This is a genomic window from Paenibacillus tabacirhizosphaerae, from assembly GCF_040812395.1.
Classification (GTDB): Bacteria; Bacillota; Bacilli; order Paenibacillales; family NBRC-103111; genus Paenibacillus_E.
In genome coordinates this window covers 322,955-341,048 of record NZ_JBFNXH010000002.1, presented here as the reverse complement: position 1 = coordinate 341,048, position 18,094 = coordinate 322,955, and the positions used below count along the sequence as shown (strand labels likewise).

Annotated in this window: 14 protein-coding genes, 2 pseudogenes and 1 CRISPR repeat array; of the genes and pseudogenes, 7 read left to right on the top strand and 9 right to left on the bottom strand. The window is 46.2% G+C overall.

What is annotated here, in order from left to right:
- Positions 1-3: 3 nt before the first annotated feature.
- Both ABRS97_RS04480 and ABRS97_RS04475 read right to left on the bottom strand, forming a co-directional pair.
- Positions 4-1,206, bottom strand: coding sequence for an FAD-dependent monooxygenase (locus ABRS97_RS04480; protein WP_367811701.1), 1,203 nt, complete (start codon positions 1,204-1,206; stop codon positions 4-6).
- Positions 1,207-1,342: 136 nt separating this feature from the next.
- Positions 1,343-1,984: a TetR/AcrR family transcriptional regulator gene (locus tag ABRS97_RS04475; protein WP_367811700.1), complete on the bottom strand. Its 642-nt coding sequence runs from the start codon at positions 1,982-1,984 to the stop codon at positions 1,343-1,345.
- Between the two features lie 623 nt (positions 1,985-2,607).
- Between ABRS97_RS04475 and ABRS97_RS04470 the strand changes: the two genes are divergently transcribed.
- Positions 2,608-4,665 (top strand): alpha/beta hydrolase fold domain-containing protein, encoded by a 2,058-nt coding sequence (locus ABRS97_RS04470; protein WP_367811699.1) that lies wholly within the window; start codon positions 2,608-2,610, stop codon positions 4,663-4,665.
- Positions 4,666-4,719: 54 nt separating this feature from the next.
- Positions 4,720-4,911 (top strand): annotated as a pseudogene (locus ABRS97_RS04465) (type I CRISPR-associated protein Cas7); the annotation flags it as partial.
- A 210-nt stretch (positions 4,912-5,121) separates the two neighbouring features.
- Positions 5,122-7,142: a CRISPR direct-repeat array (repeat unit 32 nt; unit sequence GTCGCTCCTTGTATAGGAGCGTGGATTGAAAT).
- 179 nt (positions 7,143-7,321) lie between these two features.
- On the opposite strand, the pseudogene ABRS97_RS04460 reads toward ABRS97_RS04465, so the two are convergent.
- Together ABRS97_RS04460 and ABRS97_RS04455 are read right to left on the bottom strand one after the other, a co-directional pair.
- A pseudogene (locus ABRS97_RS04460) lies at positions 7,322-7,539 on the bottom strand (DDE-type integrase/transposase/recombinase); the annotation flags it as partial.
- A gap of 77 nt (positions 7,540-7,616) precedes the next feature.
- Entirely contained in the window at positions 7,617-10,343 is a 2,727-nt protein-coding gene (locus ABRS97_RS04455; protein ID WP_367811697.1) for a X2-like carbohydrate binding domain-containing protein, read from the bottom strand.
- Positions 10,344-10,767: 424 nt separating this feature from the next.
- On the opposite strand from ABRS97_RS04455, the gene ABRS97_RS04450 reads away from it, so the two are divergent.
- Together ABRS97_RS04450 and ABRS97_RS04445 are read left to right on the top strand one after the other, a co-directional pair.
- Positions 10,768-11,349 carry a TetR/AcrR family transcriptional regulator gene (locus ABRS97_RS04450; RefSeq protein WP_367811696.1) on the top strand — a complete coding sequence of 194 codons (582 nt, stop codon included), beginning with the start codon at positions 10,768-10,770 and terminating at the stop codon, positions 11,347-11,349.
- A gap of 66 nt (positions 11,350-11,415) precedes the next feature.
- The gene (locus tag ABRS97_RS04445; protein WP_367811695.1) at positions 11,416-12,129 is read left to right on the top strand and encodes an SDR family oxidoreductase; all 714 of its coding nucleotides are present in this window, start codon (positions 11,416-11,418) and stop codon (positions 12,127-12,129) included.
- A 236-nt stretch (positions 12,130-12,365) separates the two neighbouring features.
- Here ABRS97_RS04445 and ABRS97_RS04440 read toward each other — a convergent pair whose 3' ends face one another.
- The 5 genes from ABRS97_RS04440 to ABRS97_RS04420 all read right to left on the bottom strand — a co-directional run bounded on the left by ABRS97_RS04440 (position 12,366) and on the right by ABRS97_RS04420 (position 16,083).
- On the bottom strand, positions 12,366-12,746 hold the full coding sequence (locus ABRS97_RS04440) for a DoxX family protein (RefSeq protein WP_367811694.1): 381 nt from the start codon (positions 12,744-12,746) through the stop codon (positions 12,366-12,368).
- A gap of 164 nt (positions 12,747-12,910) precedes the next feature.
- Positions 12,911-13,573 carry a response regulator gene (locus ABRS97_RS04435; protein ID WP_367811693.1) on the bottom strand — a complete coding sequence of 221 codons (663 nt, stop codon included), beginning with the start codon at positions 13,571-13,573 and terminating at the stop codon, positions 12,911-12,913.
- The gene (locus ABRS97_RS04430; RefSeq protein ID WP_367811692.1) at positions 13,570-14,796 is read right to left on the bottom strand and encodes a sensor histidine kinase; all 1,227 of its coding nucleotides are present in this window, start codon (positions 14,794-14,796) and stop codon (positions 13,570-13,572) included. Before ABRS97_RS04430 ends, ABRS97_RS04435 begins: the two co-directional genes overlap by 4 nt.
- A 173-nt stretch (positions 14,797-14,969) precedes the next feature.
- Positions 14,970-15,608, bottom strand: coding sequence for a nitroreductase family protein (locus ABRS97_RS04425; protein WP_367811691.1), 639 nt, complete (start codon positions 15,606-15,608; stop codon positions 14,970-14,972).
- A 55-nt stretch (positions 15,609-15,663) separates the two neighbouring features.
- Entirely contained in the window at positions 15,664-16,083 is a 420-nt protein-coding gene (locus ABRS97_RS04420) for a MarR family winged helix-turn-helix transcriptional regulator (protein ID WP_367811690.1), read from the bottom strand.
- Positions 16,084-16,436: 353 nt separating this feature from the next.
- Here ABRS97_RS04420 and ABRS97_RS04415 point away from each other — a divergent pair, with 353 nt between their 5' ends.
- The 3 genes from ABRS97_RS04415 to ABRS97_RS04405 all read left to right on the top strand — a co-directional run bounded on the left by ABRS97_RS04415 (position 16,437) and on the right by ABRS97_RS04405 (position 18,093).
- Positions 16,437-16,868 carry a DUF6526 family protein gene (locus tag ABRS97_RS04415; RefSeq protein WP_367811689.1) on the top strand — a complete coding sequence of 144 codons (432 nt, stop codon included), beginning with the start codon at positions 16,437-16,439 and terminating at the stop codon, positions 16,866-16,868.
- A gap of 35 nt (positions 16,869-16,903) precedes the next feature.
- Positions 16,904-17,317, top strand: a complete 414-nt coding sequence (locus ABRS97_RS04410) for a VOC family protein (protein ID WP_367811688.1) — start codon at positions 16,904-16,906, stop codon at positions 17,315-17,317.
- A 182-nt stretch (positions 17,318-17,499) separates the two neighbouring features.
- Entirely contained in the window at positions 17,500-18,093 is a 594-nt protein-coding gene (locus ABRS97_RS04405; protein WP_367811687.1) for a TetR/AcrR family transcriptional regulator, read from the top strand.
- Position 18,094: the final 1 nt, after the last annotated feature.

Below are 18,094 nucleotides of genomic sequence, written 5' to 3'. Positions count from 1 at the left end.
GTCTCAAGATCTGCTCTCCCATGTGTAGACTGGCAGCGGATCGGTCTGCTTGGGTTGCAGTATGCGTTCTATTCCCGCCAACGACTCCAGTAATGGCAACCGGGCTGCAGTGTTTCTTGCCCACATGCCGATGCGGCTCTTTGGTACCATGAGGCGGACATTAGGGCCAATCTGTTGCATTCGTTTGACCATTTTCCGGCAACCTTCCTCGTACCTTCTGAATGCGACCTGGTGGTTACTGGCCGAGGCAGCGATCTCCACTGCGAGTCGGTACGCGCCAACCAAGGCCAGTGTTGCCCCGGCGCCTGACGCCGGAGAAGCACAGTAGGCGGCGTCACCCACTAGCGCCACGCGTCCCGACGACCACGATGGCATCCGCACCTGGCTGAGCGCATCGAAGTAGAAGTCGGGATCGGCGAGTGCCGCAGTGAGCAGTTCCTGCACTCGCCACGACGATACGTCCGAAAACGCTTCGCTCAGCAATCGTTTCTGATGCTCAATGTCCCGGTGGTCGTACGTCAGCGGTTCGGACCGTCGGAAAATGAAGTAAGCTTTGGCCTCGGAGTGGTTGCCCGAGCGATAGATCCCTGTCATCATGCCCGGCATGTTATACATTGTCATCCAACGGTCCTCACCCAATGCTGGATCCGCATTCGCGAACCCAAAATAGTGCTGCTTGTATTGGATGAACCGTGATTCCGGACCAAAAACCAGATGACGGACCGTCGAATGCATCCCATCGGCACCGATGACCAGATCGAACTGGCGGGTAGATCCGCGTTCAAAGGAGACCGTTACACCATCGCCTGTCTGTTCCAGCGTCCGGATTGAGTCTCCGAAAACGTACTCGACGTCGTTCTTCGTCACCTTGTGCAGCAACGCCACCAGGTCACCGCGCATGATCTCGACTTCGCCACTGGCATGCTTGCGTTGGATGGCCTGCATGTCGATCCGCGCCACTCTTTGGTTAGCCGCGTTTACGAATGACATCCCGATGACGTCCGCCGCCGCATCTCGGATTTGCGGCAAGATCCCCATTCGCTCGACCACCTGGATGGCCTGCTCCCGTACGTCAACTCCGTTACCTCCTTTGCGCAACTGAGGGGCGCGTTCGATCACAGTGGGTCGGAACCCGTATTGCGCTAACCAGTATGCCAGAGTCTGTCCTGCAATGCTCGCTCCAGAGATTAGTATCCGTTCGTTCATTGTATTCCACCCTTCCTACCGCATCGTTTTTGATCACCTGATGATTGAGCAAATGCACCATCGTACCCATCAACTGTGAACGCCTTATCCATCAAATATTTATCGAACGTTCGTTTAGTGAATTGTTAAAAATTTTTTATTTAGACCATAGCCCTATCGTAAAATCGACTATTTTTTCAATATGTTTGTTATAATCCTCCTCGGCGCTGAACTCAAAGATGATTTGATTTATTGCAGTAAATCCGATGTGATAAACAATTTGCCTGACGGCAAGCCTGTAATCCATTTCGCGAATATGCCCTTCTCTTGCATGCTTCTCCAGAAAATGAATTATCGCGGTCATAGGTTGCTGACCCATTTGAGAAAAAGCTGCCAATTGCTCACGATCTAATAATTTTCGGTCTTGAATAAGAATCTGTAAAAGCTCCTTGTCCTTCGTGAAACGTTCGGAAGTTCGATGGGCAAATAAAAGCAAAGCATCACGGAATGGTACGTCGTCATTGAATGCTTGGATCACATCTGTATAGTCATCCACTTTCTTCTCATGCTCTTCTCGAACGATCGTATGCAAAATTTCCAATTTGCCGCCAGGAAAATAATGATACGTCAATGCCTCCGTCACGCCGATCTCCCTATTAATCGTTCGCATGGAAGTGGCATGATACCCGTTTTCAGCAAACAAACGTTTTGCCACATCCAAAATCTGCTGTCTTCTGTTTGCCGCCTGCAAATCCCTATTTGACATACTCTTTCTTTGGTTATTGGGGGTAGGGGACATAGGGGCGCCATCCTTTCTTAATGATTTTAACTAAACGATCGTTAAGTAAACAATATCATGCTGATTTTAATCCGTCAATATCGTGAGTAGCAATGTCATTGCAATAGAAGTAGGCGCGATAGACATTTGAAATATAGGGCAGTGAAACCAGCCAATGCGGTCGGGGGTTCGATCCCCCTAGGCTCCATAAGAAAAGAAGCACTTTGGGACCAACTTCAAAAAATCATATTAACTCTGGCGAAAGGAAGGCCGGTTAATCGGATATGCTCTCTCAGCATTTTATGTCAACGATGATGACAATTTTTTTTCTAAAGTCTATACTTAATTGAAGAAGAGCATCAAATTATGTTCTATTCCTTTCCAATCGCTGCGTAACCGCTCTTTTCAACAGATGACGCATTAACCCCAAAGCTTGAGTTTCTGAAGTCCCATAGAAAGACGCCGACCATCTGGCTTCTGGCCAGCTTCTTTTTCGACGCTGGTAGGGGATCAAGACTTCGGGCTCGGAGCCCTCCTCCGATTTCCAGCTCAATTATTTTCGCCTCTCAGATAACCCTTTCGCATCCATGTTGTTTGTTATCAATATAAATAACAGTACAGGAAACTATCGAAAGGTGATGACTATGAGAAAAAAATGGATCGCGTTCGGCTTCACGATACTCGCTCTCACCAGTCTCTCCGCATATGCTGTCAACCATCGCGGCGGCAATACAGCAAATACGGTATCCCAACCTATCGAGCGGGGTAACGGGCGTTATCTGGTACCGATGTTCAGAACGAGCGCACACCGCAACTTGATCTATGCCGACACGCCGGCCACTGGCCAAATTCCGTCTAAATTGTCACTCGACCTGTATGAACCCGAGAGCGACAATTTGCAAAAACGGCCAGTCGTCGTCTTTATCCACGGCGGCGGGTACAAGTCCGGCGACAAACAGGAAGCGACTGAAATCTGTACCGAATTGGCAAAACGGGGATTCGTTGCAATCTCCCCGAATTACCGCCTGCGAGACAATCCGGATTTAGATTTTTTTGGAACGCTGAACGACGCGATGGATGATGTGTCGAATGTGCTGCAGTGGATCGAGTCACATCAGGATGAATATCGGTTGGACGCTTCCCGCATCGCAATTGGAGGAGACTCTGCAGGCGGCCATCTGTCAGTCAATTTCTCCAACGAACGAAGCGATAAGCGGAACGCCAATAGCATTTTCGCTATCCTGAACTTTTACGGTGGCGGGATCATTTCTCCTGACTGGAAAACGAAGTATTATCCCCCCGTCATCTTCCTGCACGGACGTCTCGACCAGACCGTGCCTTACGAACGCAGCGTCGGTTTATCGGAACAACTGCTGAATCATCATGTATACCACGATTTCTTGACCTTCGATGATGCCGGACACAGGTTCTACAAAAGCAAAAAATATTGGGATCTCGAGCTGGCGGCGATCACCCATTTCATGAGAAACACGATGAACGCGGACAAACAAGCATTTCTCCCGGAGACGACCGGTATTCAGGCGTTTGCAGGGGACATTGCCAAAATTCGGTTAAAACGGCAGCCCGCTTTCGCAAATGCGCAAGGGCATATCCGACTGAAGCTGCCTGAAGGATGGAAGCAAGGCGACGACGGCGCATTTCAGGTGAACGCCGACGCGACCGTTTCGATTCAAGTGCCGAATGCAGCGGCAGGGTACTACCCGGTCGTGGCGGAACTGGCGAATGATCCGCAAGCCGCGGATGCGGCATCTTTCTCGTTCTACGTCGAGGTGGTACCGCCTTTGAAACTGACCGTATCGACGTTCTATGACGCGTCGTCGGAACAAGTTGGCACCCGCTTGGAAGCGCTTAACGTTTCCGCCGCCACCATGATGGGCAAACTGGTGATCCGGCAGGAAGCAAGCGGCAAACCGCGGGAAGAAACGTTTGACCTCGAATCATTGAATCCGGGCAAGACGAAAACGGTTGTGCTTCCCCAGGCTATCGACGGTGCGTACTCGGTAAGGGTCACCGATCCGGACGGAAACGTCTTGCAAAAGTATGAGGCGACTTCCCATGTGCTCGTTTCCGCAAAATCGACGAAGTCGTTCCGTATCGACGGTTCGTTGGCAGATTGGAGCGACCAAACCGTCTTTCCACTGGATAAGAAAGACGAAATTCGCATACCCGATTGGAAAGGGCCTGACGATATAAGCGGCAAAGGCTATGTGGCATGGGACGACCGGTATTTCCGGATCGCCTTGGAAATGACCGATGACCAGCATGTACCTGATAAACGGGATAGCGAAATCTGGCAAGGCGACAGCGTGCAATTTGCGCTTGCTCTCCCCGAATCGTCAGGCATCCCAGGCGTGCATGAATTCGGCGTGTCGCTGCAGACCGATGGTTCGGTAAAGACATGGCGCTGGATCGCGCCGGAAGGATTCCAAACGGGACCCGTGAAATCGATGGAAGTCGCGGCTGTCCGGAAAGGTAATCAAACCATGTACGAAATTGCGGTTCCTTGGGAGGAGATTTTGAAGCAACCGGATCGGTTGCAGGAGGGGGACGTCATCAAGTTCTCCCTGATGGTCAACGACAACGACGGAGACGGACGTCGGGGCTGGATCGAGTACAACAGCGGTATTAGCGACGACAAAAACATCCAATTGTTCGGTGACCTCTGTTTGGTTGGCGGATGAGCCAAAAGTTGACGTCACCCTACGCTCTGTACAGGGTCGAAGGGTTTATTTCCCGCTAGATTTGCGCAGAAAACAGGCTTCGCGGAAAATGACCTCAGCGTGTTTTTTGAAACGTTGAAGATGATGTTCGACCACGATCATTCGGCGGCGAGAGGTAAGATGTCTTGCGCGCAAATTATTTGTATTCAAGCATCCATAGATAAAGAAAATGTGCCAACGGGTGTTGAATTGCTCGAGATGTTATAAACGACAACCCGATAGCATTCGAAATGCTTCGAGACGATAAGGTGCGAATCGTAAGCTCACATAAAATTCCTGGGGGGATTCGCACCTTGCGTAAAGTAAGACTGAGGCGTTAATGTTTGAAACAAATTTCTAGTTTTATTGGTTTGGTAATTGTAGTTCGCACTTTATAGACTCTGAGGCCTTGTGGTATAAGGCTTCAATTATGTCGCTGTCGCTCCTTGTATAGGAGCGTGGATTGAAATACCTGTACCCGTTGTACTTTGTCCTGTTGTTAACGGTCGCTCCTTGTATAGGAGCGTGGATTGAAATCCGCATTCGGCCCCGATGTTAGCATTATACAGCCAGTCGCTCCTTGTATAGGAGCGTGGATTGAAATTCCACAGGTCCTCCACTGCATCCCTATCCAAACCAGTCGCTCCTTGTATAGGAGCGTGGATTGAAATACATTAAACGTTAGCGTAATCTTTTTGTCTCCAGGTCGCTCCTTGTATAGGAGCGTGGATTGAAATCTCCAGCTCGCGGCAATACTTGCTTACCGTTGAGTCGCTCCTTGTATAGGAGCGTGGATTGAAATCATGATAGGTTGACTGTTTGATTGCCAGGAATCGGTCGCTCCTTGTATAGGAGCGTGGATTGAAATCCCGAATTTGCAATAACGTTATTAGGCTTCTGCGTCGCTCCTTGTATAGGAGCGTGGATTGAAATTCAGCATCCAATAGACCATTTAACGACGGGTATAGTCGCTCCTTGTATAGGAGCGTGGATTGAAATTTTTTTTATTTGAGTGCACCTTTTGCCAGATCGAGTCGCTCCTTGTATAGGAGCGTGGATTGAAATACAGCAAAAGCAATCGGAGAACCGAGTGACATCGAGGTCGCTCCTTGTATAGGAGCGTGGATTGAAATATTGAAATGATGAGAGAGTCTGATGGTTACAAATTGTCGCTCCTTGTATAGGAGCGTGGATTGAAATATTGGTACGATTAGGAAGTTGATACCCTTTTACGTCGCTCCTTGTATAGGAGCGTGGATTGAAATGATCTTTCGTTGGCAGAGTGATAGGCGAGACAGGGTCGCTCCTTGTATAGGAGCGTGGATTGAAATGCCTTCAACGTCTGCAAAAAATCGTTTAATGCGTGTCGCTCCTTGTATAGGAGCGTGGATTGAAATGACAATCTCAGCAACGAATATGCCACCGATTTTGTCGCTCCTTGTATAGGAGCGTGGATTGAAATCTCGAACTGTCTGTAAAAAAGACAAGAACACATCTTGTCGCTCCTTGTATAGGAGCGTGGATTGAAATTGTCCCTGCCCTTGATAACGATATTGAAGGTCGCGTCGCTCCTTGTATAGGAGCGTGGATTGAAATTTCCATCGCTTCGAATTCTGGTTTCAACGCTTTGGTCGCTCCTTGTATAGGAGCGTGGATTGAAATTTGTAATGGACGACGTAGGCGTACGCGATTCAAGTCGCTCCTTGTATAGGAGCGTGGATTGAAATTTTTTGTTGTTGATATATTCACCAGCTTGTTGCCTGTCGCTCCTTGTATAGGAGCGTGGATTGAAATGTCCCTATATCATAAGGAAAGGAGAATACAAAACACGTCGCTCCTTGTATAGGAGCGTGGATTGAAATTGACCGTCGAACCCGCGCTTTACGAATAAACTGGTCGCTCCTTGTATAGGAGCGTGGATTGAAATACAAAGTAAACCTGCCCCTTGCCCGTTACCTTCGGTCGCTCCTTGTATAGGAGCGTGGATTGAAATGATTTCGTGCAGCCAGGTATCGTAATTCGTTCCCGTCGCTCCTTGTATAGGAGCGTGGATTGAAATACGTACTGATGGGATGCGCAAAGAATGCGATCGCAGTCGCTCCTTGTATAGGAGCGTGGATTGAAATTTCCGGCTTTTGCCGGATTACGTGAAAATTGTAGTGTCGCTCCTTGTGTAGGAGCGTGGATTGAAATGAAGGAGGCATGCTTGGTTGCTGCTTGATTGAAGCGTCGCTCCTTGTGTAGGAGCGTGGATTGAAATGATTACGACGCAAGACATTACAGAGGGTAGCGTGTCGCTCCTTGTGTAGGAGCGTGGATTGAAATTGGTGGCTACACCTTGTATAACTTAAATACGGGGACGTCGCTCCTTGTGAAGGAGCGTGGATTGAAATCGGATAACGGACATAGGGGATTATGATTGGCAAAGTCGCTCCTCGCATAGGAGCGTGGATTGAAATCGGACCAGTTGCGCTCGTTAAAATAGTTAACGCGGTCACTCCCTCATAGGAGTGTATAGGTCATACGTTGAAATCACCGAATGGCCAACGCTCAGTACGCCTACGTTTACCCCCATGAAGCCCCCCCAAATGCTTACTCAGGCATTTCCCACTCCGATCCCCCATCATTTTTCTCAAGCCAGAGCGTGTCGCACCAGTTCTTTCGTCATACGTCCGCTTGTCTGCCAATCAACGATTTTGCGGGAGTATAAATCCACTACGCAAGCGAGGTAAAGCCAGCCTTCTCCGGTCGCGACGCAAATGATATCTGTCACCCATTTTCATTTGGCTTGTTGGCTGTGAAATCCTGATTAAACACATTTTTATGCACAGGCAGGTTATGCTTGGAATTCGATGTCCGTTGTTGAGCAACGCGGAACAAAAAGAGAAGGCTCATGCTCAGCAGCACGGGCCTTCTCTTTTATCATAGCGTTATCAATTTGTATACTCTTTCCAAACTCCCCATTGCCCAGTGGTCCCTGGAACCTCACGGTTTGTCCACCATTGAGCTTTCCATAACTTCCCATTATAGGTCACAATTTCGCCGCCAACATACTGTTTATTAATATCCCAGGCAGGATACTGCTGGTTTGTTGTGTCTGTTGTGACATTCAATGTGCTGCTTGCATCAGATACATTGCCTGCAGCGTCTCTGGCCTTAACCGTAAAGCTGTAAGCCGTATTTGCAGATAAGCCTGTAATCGTATAGCTTGTATCCGATGTTGAACCTGCAAGAGTGGTTCCATTGTAAATGTCATAGGCTTGCACGCCAACATTGTCGCTCGAGGCGGACCATGTAAGATTAACAGATGCGGACGTTTTAGCCGGACTTTGCAGGTTTGCAGGTACGGTTGGCGCCTGTTTATCTATCGGTGGCTTGGGATCGATTTGTTCCGCAAGTTTGATGTTATCAAAATACAGTGTTCCGTTTCCTGCGTTCCCTTGCCCTTGATCGATATATAAGGAATACTCTGCGATGGATCCAAGATCAAGGGTTCCATTCCCGCCACTGTACCAGCTCGGGTGGGTAAAGCTGCTGAACGGTAGCGTTACGGTCGATGCTGTGGCGGAGGATAGGTTGTAACGTGTTTCCCAATACTCCCCGCCGGTTTCCTTGATCTGTATCGTTAGTTCTCGATTCGAACCGTCGGGTTTCAGCCAGAAGGAGAGTCCTTTAAAGCCAGACCAGCTCTTGTTGCCAATCGATCGAGTCACTCCCGCATAATTAGGCGAACCAATGGTGTATGCATAAGACATTCCGTATGCGCTTTCACTGTTGTGGTTATCTAGCCCAACTGTTAAAGAGTTCCCGTTCCCATTCTTCACATAAGCAGATTGCAAGCTGGAAGCTGAACCGGCATAACTCTCAAAGTTGTCTATTATATCTTGGCCTGAAGTATCTGCCACTGTAATCTTCAATACCGGATCAGTTCCCCGGTTGAAATCAAAGGTCAGGTTAACTGTCCCCACAGCTTGATTAGCCAGGTAGCTCTTCTTCACGGCCACAGTATTGCCCGATACCGTGTAGTCTGTGCCGCTTGTCAGCACAGCGGATCCATTCTTAATGCCAACAAACGTATTTCCGTTGGAAGTGAAAGAGACGGACACATCATTCTGTCTCGCTACGTTTTTGTCAAAAGAGGCTTCCGTCGAATTCAGCTCCGAGTTTAATATGCCTGAATCTATGATGTTTATCGTGGCTGACGGGTCATAGCCCGAGCTGATATCAAAGACAAGAGTGGCATTTTCTTGAGGCAATGCCGCTAGATAGCTCTTTTTGATGATCACGGTATTGCCCGATAGGGTGTAGTCGGTTCCTTTTACTAGAGTTGATGCGCCATTCTTAATCGCAGTTAACGTATTGCCTGACAAGAGACTTAGTGTCAAAGAGATATCTGCCTGCGTACCCTCTTTTTTGTCGAAAGTGGCCTGTGCAGGGGTTACATAGTTTGCGGCTACATTATTCTTGGCAGCCATTCTGTCTGAATGGGCTTTGAAATAGGTAAGTATGGGGTCGCCATGAACAATGGTAAAGTCGCTCAGCTTTTTGCTGTTGTATTCCCAGAGCAATCCGCCTGCTGCGCCTTTCTCTTCAATGACTCCAAAAACGGAGGGCCAATACAGATCCTTATTGTTATGGCTATTGAATTCGCCAGCGACAAACGGTTTGCCTATCACGTTATGAGAATCGTTAATCCACATTCTCATTATATCCGCATTTTTTTCCGGAGTAAGATTCGCCCAATATTCGTCCGGATACGGGTGTGCGGAAGTGAAGTCAATATAAGGAGATTGCTGAATATAAATAAACGGGTTGCCTTCATCCCCGCCAAAGCCATATCTGGTCTCATGTCCTTCGATTCCGGCGGTTACCATATGGTTGGGATCCAGGCTCTTGATGTAGGCACCCATTTCATCTACCCACGCCCTCAAGGTAAGGCCTGTTTTATTTTCATTAACTGGTGCATCCTGGTATCTCGGCTCGTTCATTAAATCCCATGCGAATATGGTAGGGTCGTCCTTGTAAGCTACTCCTGTATAGTGATTGATCCGGTTAATAAAATGTTCTGCATAGGCCTTGTAGTGCGCTCTCGTTTTTGTATTGGTGAAGAACTGGGCTCTTGCTGTGTGGTTTCCGCCGCTTAGCCCTTCCCACTGCAGCTTTCTATCAATACCGCCGTATGCGTCCCAGTAGTTCTCGAGGGTGATGATGATTTTAATGCCGTGTTTATTGGCAGATTCCATAATATAGTCAAACAGCATGAACTGCGCTTCGTTATACACGCCTTTCGCTGTCTCGAATCCATGCCAGTTTTCATTAGAGAAGCCCCAGGTTCTCACAACCTTAATGCCGTCTTGCGCCATCTGACTCATAATGGAATCGATTTTGTCCTTGTACATATACTTGGTTTCAATGTCTTCAGTGGAACTTGTGTTGGAACCGTCCCCATAGGTAAACAAATCATAGGAATTGGCTCCCGCAAAATAGAAGGGATGGCCGTCAACAATAAATTGTGTTCCCGATGCTTTGACAAATCCTGCAGATGACGTTTGCTGCGTCGTCGAAACCGCAGGTTCATTGGCAGCGCTTACAGTTACAGGGGTGATAATGCTGCCAAACATAACGCCAGCCACAAGTACAGACTTAAACTTTCTCATCATTTCTCCTCCAATGGAATATAGTCGCATAACACCAAACTTCCAAATTATATGAAAGCGTATACAAATAGAATTGTTTAATAATCCCTCCTTATTAATCGGAATGTAGTGATTATATCATTATATGAAAAAATTTGTAAATAGATGGCGATCGCTAGATTACTCGAAATCATTAATTCAATTTAATTATTTTTATGTAACTACTTAGAAGGATTTTTAATAACTAGTGTCAAAAATATACTTACCAACGCTGACACCGATACCCCATCAGTGTCAGCTTGTTTTCTGTTCCAATTATTTAACAAAGTTTCTCTTTGGGTTTCACGGGTGTCGGGTGCCTGGGACAATCCGTATTTTATAATTGACATAATTGATAAAAAAGAATAAATTAATTATATACCAATTGGTACAGAAAGAGTGGCCGAATATGGCAAGACCACGCGAATTCGATGAACAGAAAGCTTTGATGAAGGCAATGGAATTGTTCTGGCAAAAGGGTTACGAAGCGACTTCGATCAGCGACCTTACAGAGGTGATGGGCATACAGCGGCCAAGCTTGTACGGTACTTTCGGGGGCAAAGAAGAACTTTTCAACGCCGCGATCCGCAAATACGCCGATATAAGTCTTGTCTATATCAAGAGTAAGCTGAGCCAAGCGCCTTCCGCAAAAGAGGCCGTGCGACTCTATTTGTTGGGCATAACGAACAACGAGGGTGGGAAACGTCCTGAATGGGGTTGCTTATGCGTGAACACGTTGACGGAAATGGCGCCGCGGAATGCGAGCCTTGCCTCTTTCACAACAGAGTTTCATCAGAAAGTAACGGTTCTCCTGCGGGAGACGATCGAGGAAGGCATTCGTAATGGAGAGCTGTCGGCCGAATTGAATGCGGCAAGCGTCGCTTCCGCTTTATCTATTTCAGCCGTGGGCCTTTCAGTCACGATGAAAGGGCAGCCTGATCGCGCAGCCATCGGCGAAGCGATTGAACAATTGGTTCATCTTTTGAAATGAACCACTTTTTTTTGATCATTATGTACTCATCAGTACAAAATAAATGGCAAGCGGAGGATGAAATCGATGAACGATAAGAAAGTGGCATTAATAACGGGGGCTTACAAAGGGCTAGGTCTGGAGATCGCGAGACAATTAGGCCGGCAAGGGATCGCCGTACTTCTCGGAGCGAGGTCGATAGCCAGAGCCGATGAAGCCGCTGCCGGATTGCGCAAGGAGCAGATCGAGGCGCGAGGCGTCGAGCTGGACGTGACCGATGCTGGGCATATTCGCTCTATAACGGAGCTGATCGAAAGGGAATACGGCAGACTGGACATACTCGTGAACAACGCCGGCGTTTATTTGGATCATTTGGGCAATAATCTCGAAGTTATGAGAAGCTCGTTCGAAGTGAACATATTCGGGCCGCAGGCATTAACCGAAGCGTTGCTCCCCCTCTTGAAGGTGAGTGCTGCAGGCAGAATTGTTAACCAATCGAGTATTCTCGGTTCTCTCGGCACAATTCTCTCGAACGACATGCTCGGAAGCCGGGCCGTTCCGGCGTATACGACTTCGAAAGCGGCGATGAACGCATGGACGGCACAGCTATCGATAGCTTTACGCGATACGAACGTGAAGGTGAATGCCTGTCATCCTGGTTGGGTAAAGACGGACATGGGCGGGGACGGCGCACCGATGGAGGTAAGCGAAGGCGCCGAAACGGCGGTATGGCTTGCGACATTGCTGGCTGACGGCCCGACGGGCGGATTCTTCCATAAACAAGAAGCGCTCCCTTGGTAGAATCGGCGCCAACAGCCTAACCAGGGTTCAAAAGATTCCTGCTTCGAGGCTTACCCAAAGTAAGTCTGGAGATCGGGCGGCTTTTGCTCGCCCATAACCTGCTGAAGAGAGCAGCAGTGGACGTAAAAAACAAAGGAGTTAAGCACGCACAATCCGCTTAGCTCCTTTGTCCATTTAAAATCATAAAGTAGCAGAAATACTACATCCCAGCATGGATAGACATCTGTATGACCCCATTATATTGTTAATTGCAAGCCTCTTTGCATTTTCCGCAGCATATAGTAAGAAAGCATAACAAACATAAAGACTACGACAGACTTAATACTTCCCATAGGATTGCCGACAGCATTTTCCGACCAAAATGCAGCTATACAATCAATTGTAAAACCAGCATATGCCCATTCTTTGAGCCTGTAATATTTAGGAACAAGAAGAACAATGATGCCTATCAGTTTTGCCACTCCAAGAAGAGTCAGAAAGTATGCTGGGTAGCCCAACAGCTGCGTAGTTTCTATAAATGTTTTAGGAGATTGGGCAATCTCATTGACAGCACTGAGTGAGAACCCTATAAGTGTACAAACAGTGATTACCCAGTAGGTGATTATTATTTTTTTCATCTTCATAACTCCTCATATTGTATTTTCTTACACTTTGATTTTATCAAGAACATGGTGTAAGCAAATCTGTGAAAAGTCATGTATTCACAAAGAAAAAGGCAGAACGTTTGATCGCTAAAGCATGATTATTCTCACACTTTATGCCAAAAGTCATACCCTTTTAGTTATATTTGATGACGAACTGAAAATACAGCAGCTTGTGTTCGGTCGCGCAGCCCAAGCTTCGCTATGAGATTCGAAACGTGATTTTTCACTGTACCTTCCGTGATAATAAGAATACCTGCAATCTCTCTGTTGTTTAAGCCTTGGCCTAATAAAGATAGTACTTCTTTCTCCCGTTCGGTCAGAGACCCGAGCTCATCTGGCTCATTGATACTTGATGGGTGAGTCCTATTTGAGTTCACTTTCGACATTTTTTTAAGATCATGAATAAGCATTGCCGTTATCTCGGGTTGAAGCACTGTCCCGCCATTGTATACCGTTTGAATCGCACTGACGATCGCCTCAGACGGCATATCCTTCAACAAATATCCATGGACGCCTTTTTCCAAAACGCGTAAAATTAACTCCGCATCATCAAACGTGGTCAGAATCAGCACTTTTGTCTCCGGTAAAGCCCTAAGAATCAATTCCGATCCTTCCACGCCATCCATTCCCGGCATTCGGATATCCATCAATACAATGTCCGGCCGCGATTCAAGCGCTTTGGTATAGGCATCTCTCCCATCCACTGCCGTTCCAATTACTTCCATGTCCGGTTCCAAACCGATGATGGTCGCAAGCCCCTCTCTCATAAGCCGCTGGTCGTCTACAATTAGGATTCTCAAACATCGACACGCTCCATTTCCATTAAAGAGTAAGGGAGCTGCACTTCAACAGCAAAACCCTCGTGCCGATCCATGCAAAAACGCACTTCTCCATTCCACTCCCTCACTCTTTCTTTCAAATTGATTAAACCAAACCCCGGTTTTAGTTCTGCAGGGAGCTCTCCGTCATTGCGTATGCTCAGAGAGAACCCAGTCGCAGAATAGGCTAACAATATTTTTGCATGTTTCGCATGACCGTGCTTCTGTGCATTCGTAAGTGATTCCTGTGCAATTCGATAGGCGGTTAGTTGCAGATCACCTGGTAGTGGAACTGGAATCCCAATCACTTCAAAATCGGTTTGAACCTCGGCAAATTTGCTAAACTCCTCCGTTAGCTTGCCAAGACTATCCGTTAAAGAAGTAGACTTAAAAGGTTCATCCCGAATTGCCCTTACCGAAAGCCGGACCTCTTGCAATGACGATCTGATTAAATCTTCACATTCCAGATAGGTTTGTTCGCTGCGCAAAGAATCCAGACCGCTTAGTTTGCGGGCAGCTTGCATTTGAACCAATAATGCCGTCAGTTTATGACCTATCGTATCATGAATGTCGCGCGCGATTCGCACTCTTTCCCTTGTCGTAGCCCACTCTTCCGTCTTGAGAGCATAGTCCTGTAGTCGCTCATGGGATTGCATCAATTGTGCATATAACTGCATCGTATCCCTTCGTGCGCGTTGATAATAATGGATTAAAGAGCTCACAATACCTGCGAAAACAATAAACGAACCGGATATAAAGTAGCCAATTTCATCGAATCGTTTATATAAATACCAATCAATACTCCCCATCGTAACCACATATACAGCCAATAAAAGTATGCAAGTCATGATGATCGCTCTGGTGTTCTTTACTAACATTAAAATCGCCAAGGCTGTAATTCCAATAAATAAATGATTGGGGAAGTCTCCACCGATATACACATAACCATAAGAAGCGGATACCAAGAAATCAATGATGAGGATATGTAAAAGCCATGCCTGTTTTCTTTTCATGTTAAAGTAAAATAAATTTATCAAAAGGAAAACTACCAATGAAATGACGATAAAACTAAGTCTCCAAAAGATCGTAATCGAATTTTCAAAATAAAAAACACCTGTTAATGCTAAATCAAAGATTAGCTTTAAACCAAAAAACAGTCTCCATGTAAGAGTGCTATTTCTAATTTTGCCCGTTTCTTGGATCATTCTCTCTTGCTCACCTCATCTATTCGTGAATCTTAAATCTTATAAAAGCGATTATAGCATATATCGATTCACATACGATTCAGTATCGTTCTATTCCTTGTGTAAAAATACAAAAAACACTCTTTAGAAACTCAATTCCAAAGAGTGAGATCCATAGGCGCAGCCATGCAAGCTTATTTCCAGGTGGTCACTGTTTCCACGGGCAAGCGGTAAGACGGATATCCAGCCCCAGCTTTTTTCCCGATGGAGATCAGCATTACAGGTACGAAGCGATCTTTGTCCAGCTCAAAAGCCTCGGCGATTTGATCTTTCTCGAATCCGCCAATCGGATTTGAATCATAGCCATGCGCACGGGCAACGAGCATGAGCTGCATAGAGACGAGTCCTGCATCGACCAATATGACATCGCGCATATCGGCGTCCGAAATATTTGCATAGTATGGCGTGAAAGCTTTCATCTGCATATCTTTCACTTCTTGCGGCATATAGCCTAGCTCGACAGCTTTGCCAAAAATCTCTTCCGCGTACTGGAAATTATTCATATCCCCAAAGACGGCAATAACTGCCGACGAGGTTTTTACTTGATTTTGATTAAATCTGGCAAGAGGGGCAAGCTTAGCTTTCCCTTCTTCGCTGTCGATTACGACAAAGCGCCAAGGCTGCATATTGACCGAAGACGGGGCGCGAGTCGCTTCAGCTAGAATTTCAGTCATTTCCTCACGACTGATTTTGACGCTAGGGTCATAATTTTTAACGGAACGACGCCCGAAGACGACTTTATTAAAATCATTCGTTTTCTGATATTTACTCATGATGTTTGTTAACTCCCTTTCTTTCTCATCCTAAAGACAGATGGATTCAGCATATTTAGATATTGTTTTGCATACGGCCGAGAAGATCAACAAGGGTATGAAGTTCTTCTCGACTAAAATCTTGCAGCATTTGGGATACGAAGGCTGCTTTCTCTTCCTTGTATCCTACAATTCGTTTGCGTCCTTCTTCAGTAAGGCGGACGAAAGTGACCCTGTTGTCGTCAGGGTTCTTGCGTCTAACAACCATGCCGTCAGCTTCGAGTTGTTTGAGGTGCCGCGTAATCGCGGCGCTGTCTATATTGACGACCTTGCCTAGCGTGGATTGGTTTATTTCATCGGCTTGGTACAGCTCATGCAGCAATTCGTATCGTGACGAACTAATACCCGTACAACGTTCAAACTTAGGGTTGATTTTATTAGCGAGTCCTTTGAGCAGGTATAAAATTTGTTCCTCTTCCAACAGCGATCGAGACATGATCAGCCCCCTCTCGAGTGAGTCGCATGAAAACAATTTGTCATGGATACGCCAATAATTGACCCATCAATGATTGACATGTCAATTAATATACTACTTTTTATTATTCATTTCAACACGTGGTATTATTTACTTAAGATGCTTTATAGCAAGGGTTTTGTTTTTACGCATAAAGCTTGATAAACTTAGGTATGGGGGCTCTCGCTCAAATCAATTTCTGCTGTGAACAACAGGATTATTTTCTTCTTAATGAATATCGTGACCAATCTACTTTTCAGCAGAAGATCGGATGGTGTGAATCAAAAATCCAAAAAAAGAGCAAATACAAATACAAATACTGGGAGGCATCCGATTTGAGCAATCTCAACACACAAAGCTTGGACAACCATAAGAAATTCGTTCCTTTGTACCATTTTGTCCTGGCACCCATCTCTTTGATCGTTTTCATCGCGTCTGTGGTCTACTTACTAAAAGAAACATTCACTTTTTCTTCCTTGTTAATTTTCGGAATCTCACTTTGCGTTATGGTACTGACAGTGCTTGTCCGGCAATTTGCAACCAAACTGCAGGATCGTAGTATTCTTCAGGAAGAGAATTTTCGGCATTTCCGTCTGACAGGCAATGCGTTGGATGCCAGACTCAGTCTGCAACAAATCATAGCGCTTCGTTTCGCAGATGATGAATCTTTTCCCCAATTATGCGTGAAGGCTGCGGAAACAGGGATGACCCCTATGAATATCAAGAAATCCATCACCCGTTGGCGAGCAGACCACTTTCGCGTATGACAGCTCTAACCTTCTAGTGAAAAGGAGAACTGACTATGACAAAAGAACTTTGGTTGAATTTGCCGGTGAAAGACCTTAATAATTCCAAAGCGTTTTTCACTGCCCTCGGCTTTTCTTTTCATCCTCGACATGTAAATAGCAATGAAATGGCCGGCCTGGTTATCGGAGAAAAAAATGTATTGATTATGCTTTTTCCTGAACAGACTTTCAAAAATTTTACAAGAAATGAACTTGTAAATACACAGCAAGCATCTGAGATTTTAATCTCCATAGACGCAGAGAGCAAAGAGGAAGTAGATGAATTACTTAAGAAAGTAGTAATAGCCGGCGGGACAGTCTTTAGTGAGCCTCATGATCAGGGTTGGATGTACGGCGCTGGCTTTGCTGATTTGGATGGTCACCGGTGGAATGTGCTGTATATGGATATGAGTAAAATACCAGAAGTTTAGTGGTATTCATCACCGTAAGAAGGCTATCAACGAGCTAATCTGAGCCTAGGGGGGCCTCCCCCTAGCTCTTTATAGGTAAAAATAATTTACCTTTACCTATATACAAACCGATGGTCGGTTTATATAATAGGAAATAACCACATTTTAGAAGATAAGTTCAATACGAACCTGGAGGAATTCAATTGAGGCAAGAGGAACGCAGACTCCAAACCATACAGCAATTATTAGAAGCAACCAAAGAACTGATTCATGAAAAAGGCTGCCATTCCGTTACAATGAAGGACATTATGGAGAAATCCAAATTATCCAAGGGGGCAATCTTTCATTACGTGAAGACCAAAAATGAGATTTTTGCCTGGGTGCTGCAAGAACGGCTGGAAGAAACGAACCAACGATTCATGGGTGAAGTTGATCAGGAAAAGAAGACGTTCGATGGACCGATGCAGAAAATCACGAACAATCTGCAAGCTTTGGAAACGCCGAATGACGTGACAAATAAAGTTTTAGCTTATTTAATCGGGAAAGAAGATGATCCGGCGGTCGCGGAGGTGCTCACCCGGTTCTATGAACGATCCGTTCAGTTATCTGAGCAATGGATTGTAACCGGACAGCAGCACGGGGTTATTCCCATGTCCGTGGATACGGGCAAAACAGCTGAGCTTTTCGTTCTGCTTTCACTTGGACTGCGCATCCGTTCTTCATTCCCGCTCTTATCCAGATCCTTCACATCAGCGGATTTCTCAGCGTTTATTATCCAAATTTTGAAATCTGAATAAC

What these genes read in the sequence shown, in the direction of transcription:
- ABRS97_RS04480 (WP_367811701.1), bottom strand. Translation starts at nt 1,206, where the DNA reads ATGAACGAACGGATACTAATCTCTGGAGCGAGCATTGCAGGACAGACT.
- ABRS97_RS04475 (WP_367811700.1), bottom strand. Translation starts at nt 1,984, where the DNA reads ATGTCCCCTACCCCCAATAACCAAAGAAAGAGTATGTCAAATAGGGAT.
- ABRS97_RS04470 (WP_367811699.1), top strand. Translation starts at nt 2,608, where the DNA reads ATGAGAAAAAAATGGATCGCGTTCGGCTTCACGATACTCGCTCTCACC.
- ABRS97_RS04455 (WP_367811697.1), bottom strand. Translation starts at nt 10,343, where the DNA reads ATGATGAGAAAGTTTAAGTCTGTACTTGTGGCTGGCGTTATGTTTGGC.
- ABRS97_RS04450 (WP_367811696.1), top strand. Translation starts at nt 10,768, where the DNA reads ATGGCAAGACCACGCGAATTCGATGAACAGAAAGCTTTGATGAAGGCA.
- ABRS97_RS04445 (WP_367811695.1), top strand. Translation starts at nt 11,416, where the DNA reads ATGAACGATAAGAAAGTGGCATTAATAACGGGGGCTTACAAAGGGCTA.
- ABRS97_RS04440 (WP_367811694.1), bottom strand. Translation starts at nt 12,746, where the DNA reads ATGAAAAAAATAATAATCACCTACTGGGTAATCACTGTTTGTACACTT.
- ABRS97_RS04430 (WP_367811692.1), bottom strand. Translation starts at nt 14,796, where the DNA reads ATGATCCAAGAAACGGGCAAAATTAGAAATAGCACTCTTACATGGAGA.
- ABRS97_RS04425 (WP_367811691.1), bottom strand. Translation starts at nt 15,608, where the DNA reads ATGAGTAAATATCAGAAAACGAATGATTTTAATAAAGTCGTCTTCGGG.
- ABRS97_RS04420 (WP_367811690.1), bottom strand. Translation starts at nt 16,083, where the DNA reads ATGTCTCGATCGCTGTTGGAAGAGGAACAAATTTTATACCTGCTCAAA.
- ABRS97_RS04410 (WP_367811688.1), top strand. Translation starts at nt 16,904, where the DNA reads ATGACAAAAGAACTTTGGTTGAATTTGCCGGTGAAAGACCTTAATAAT.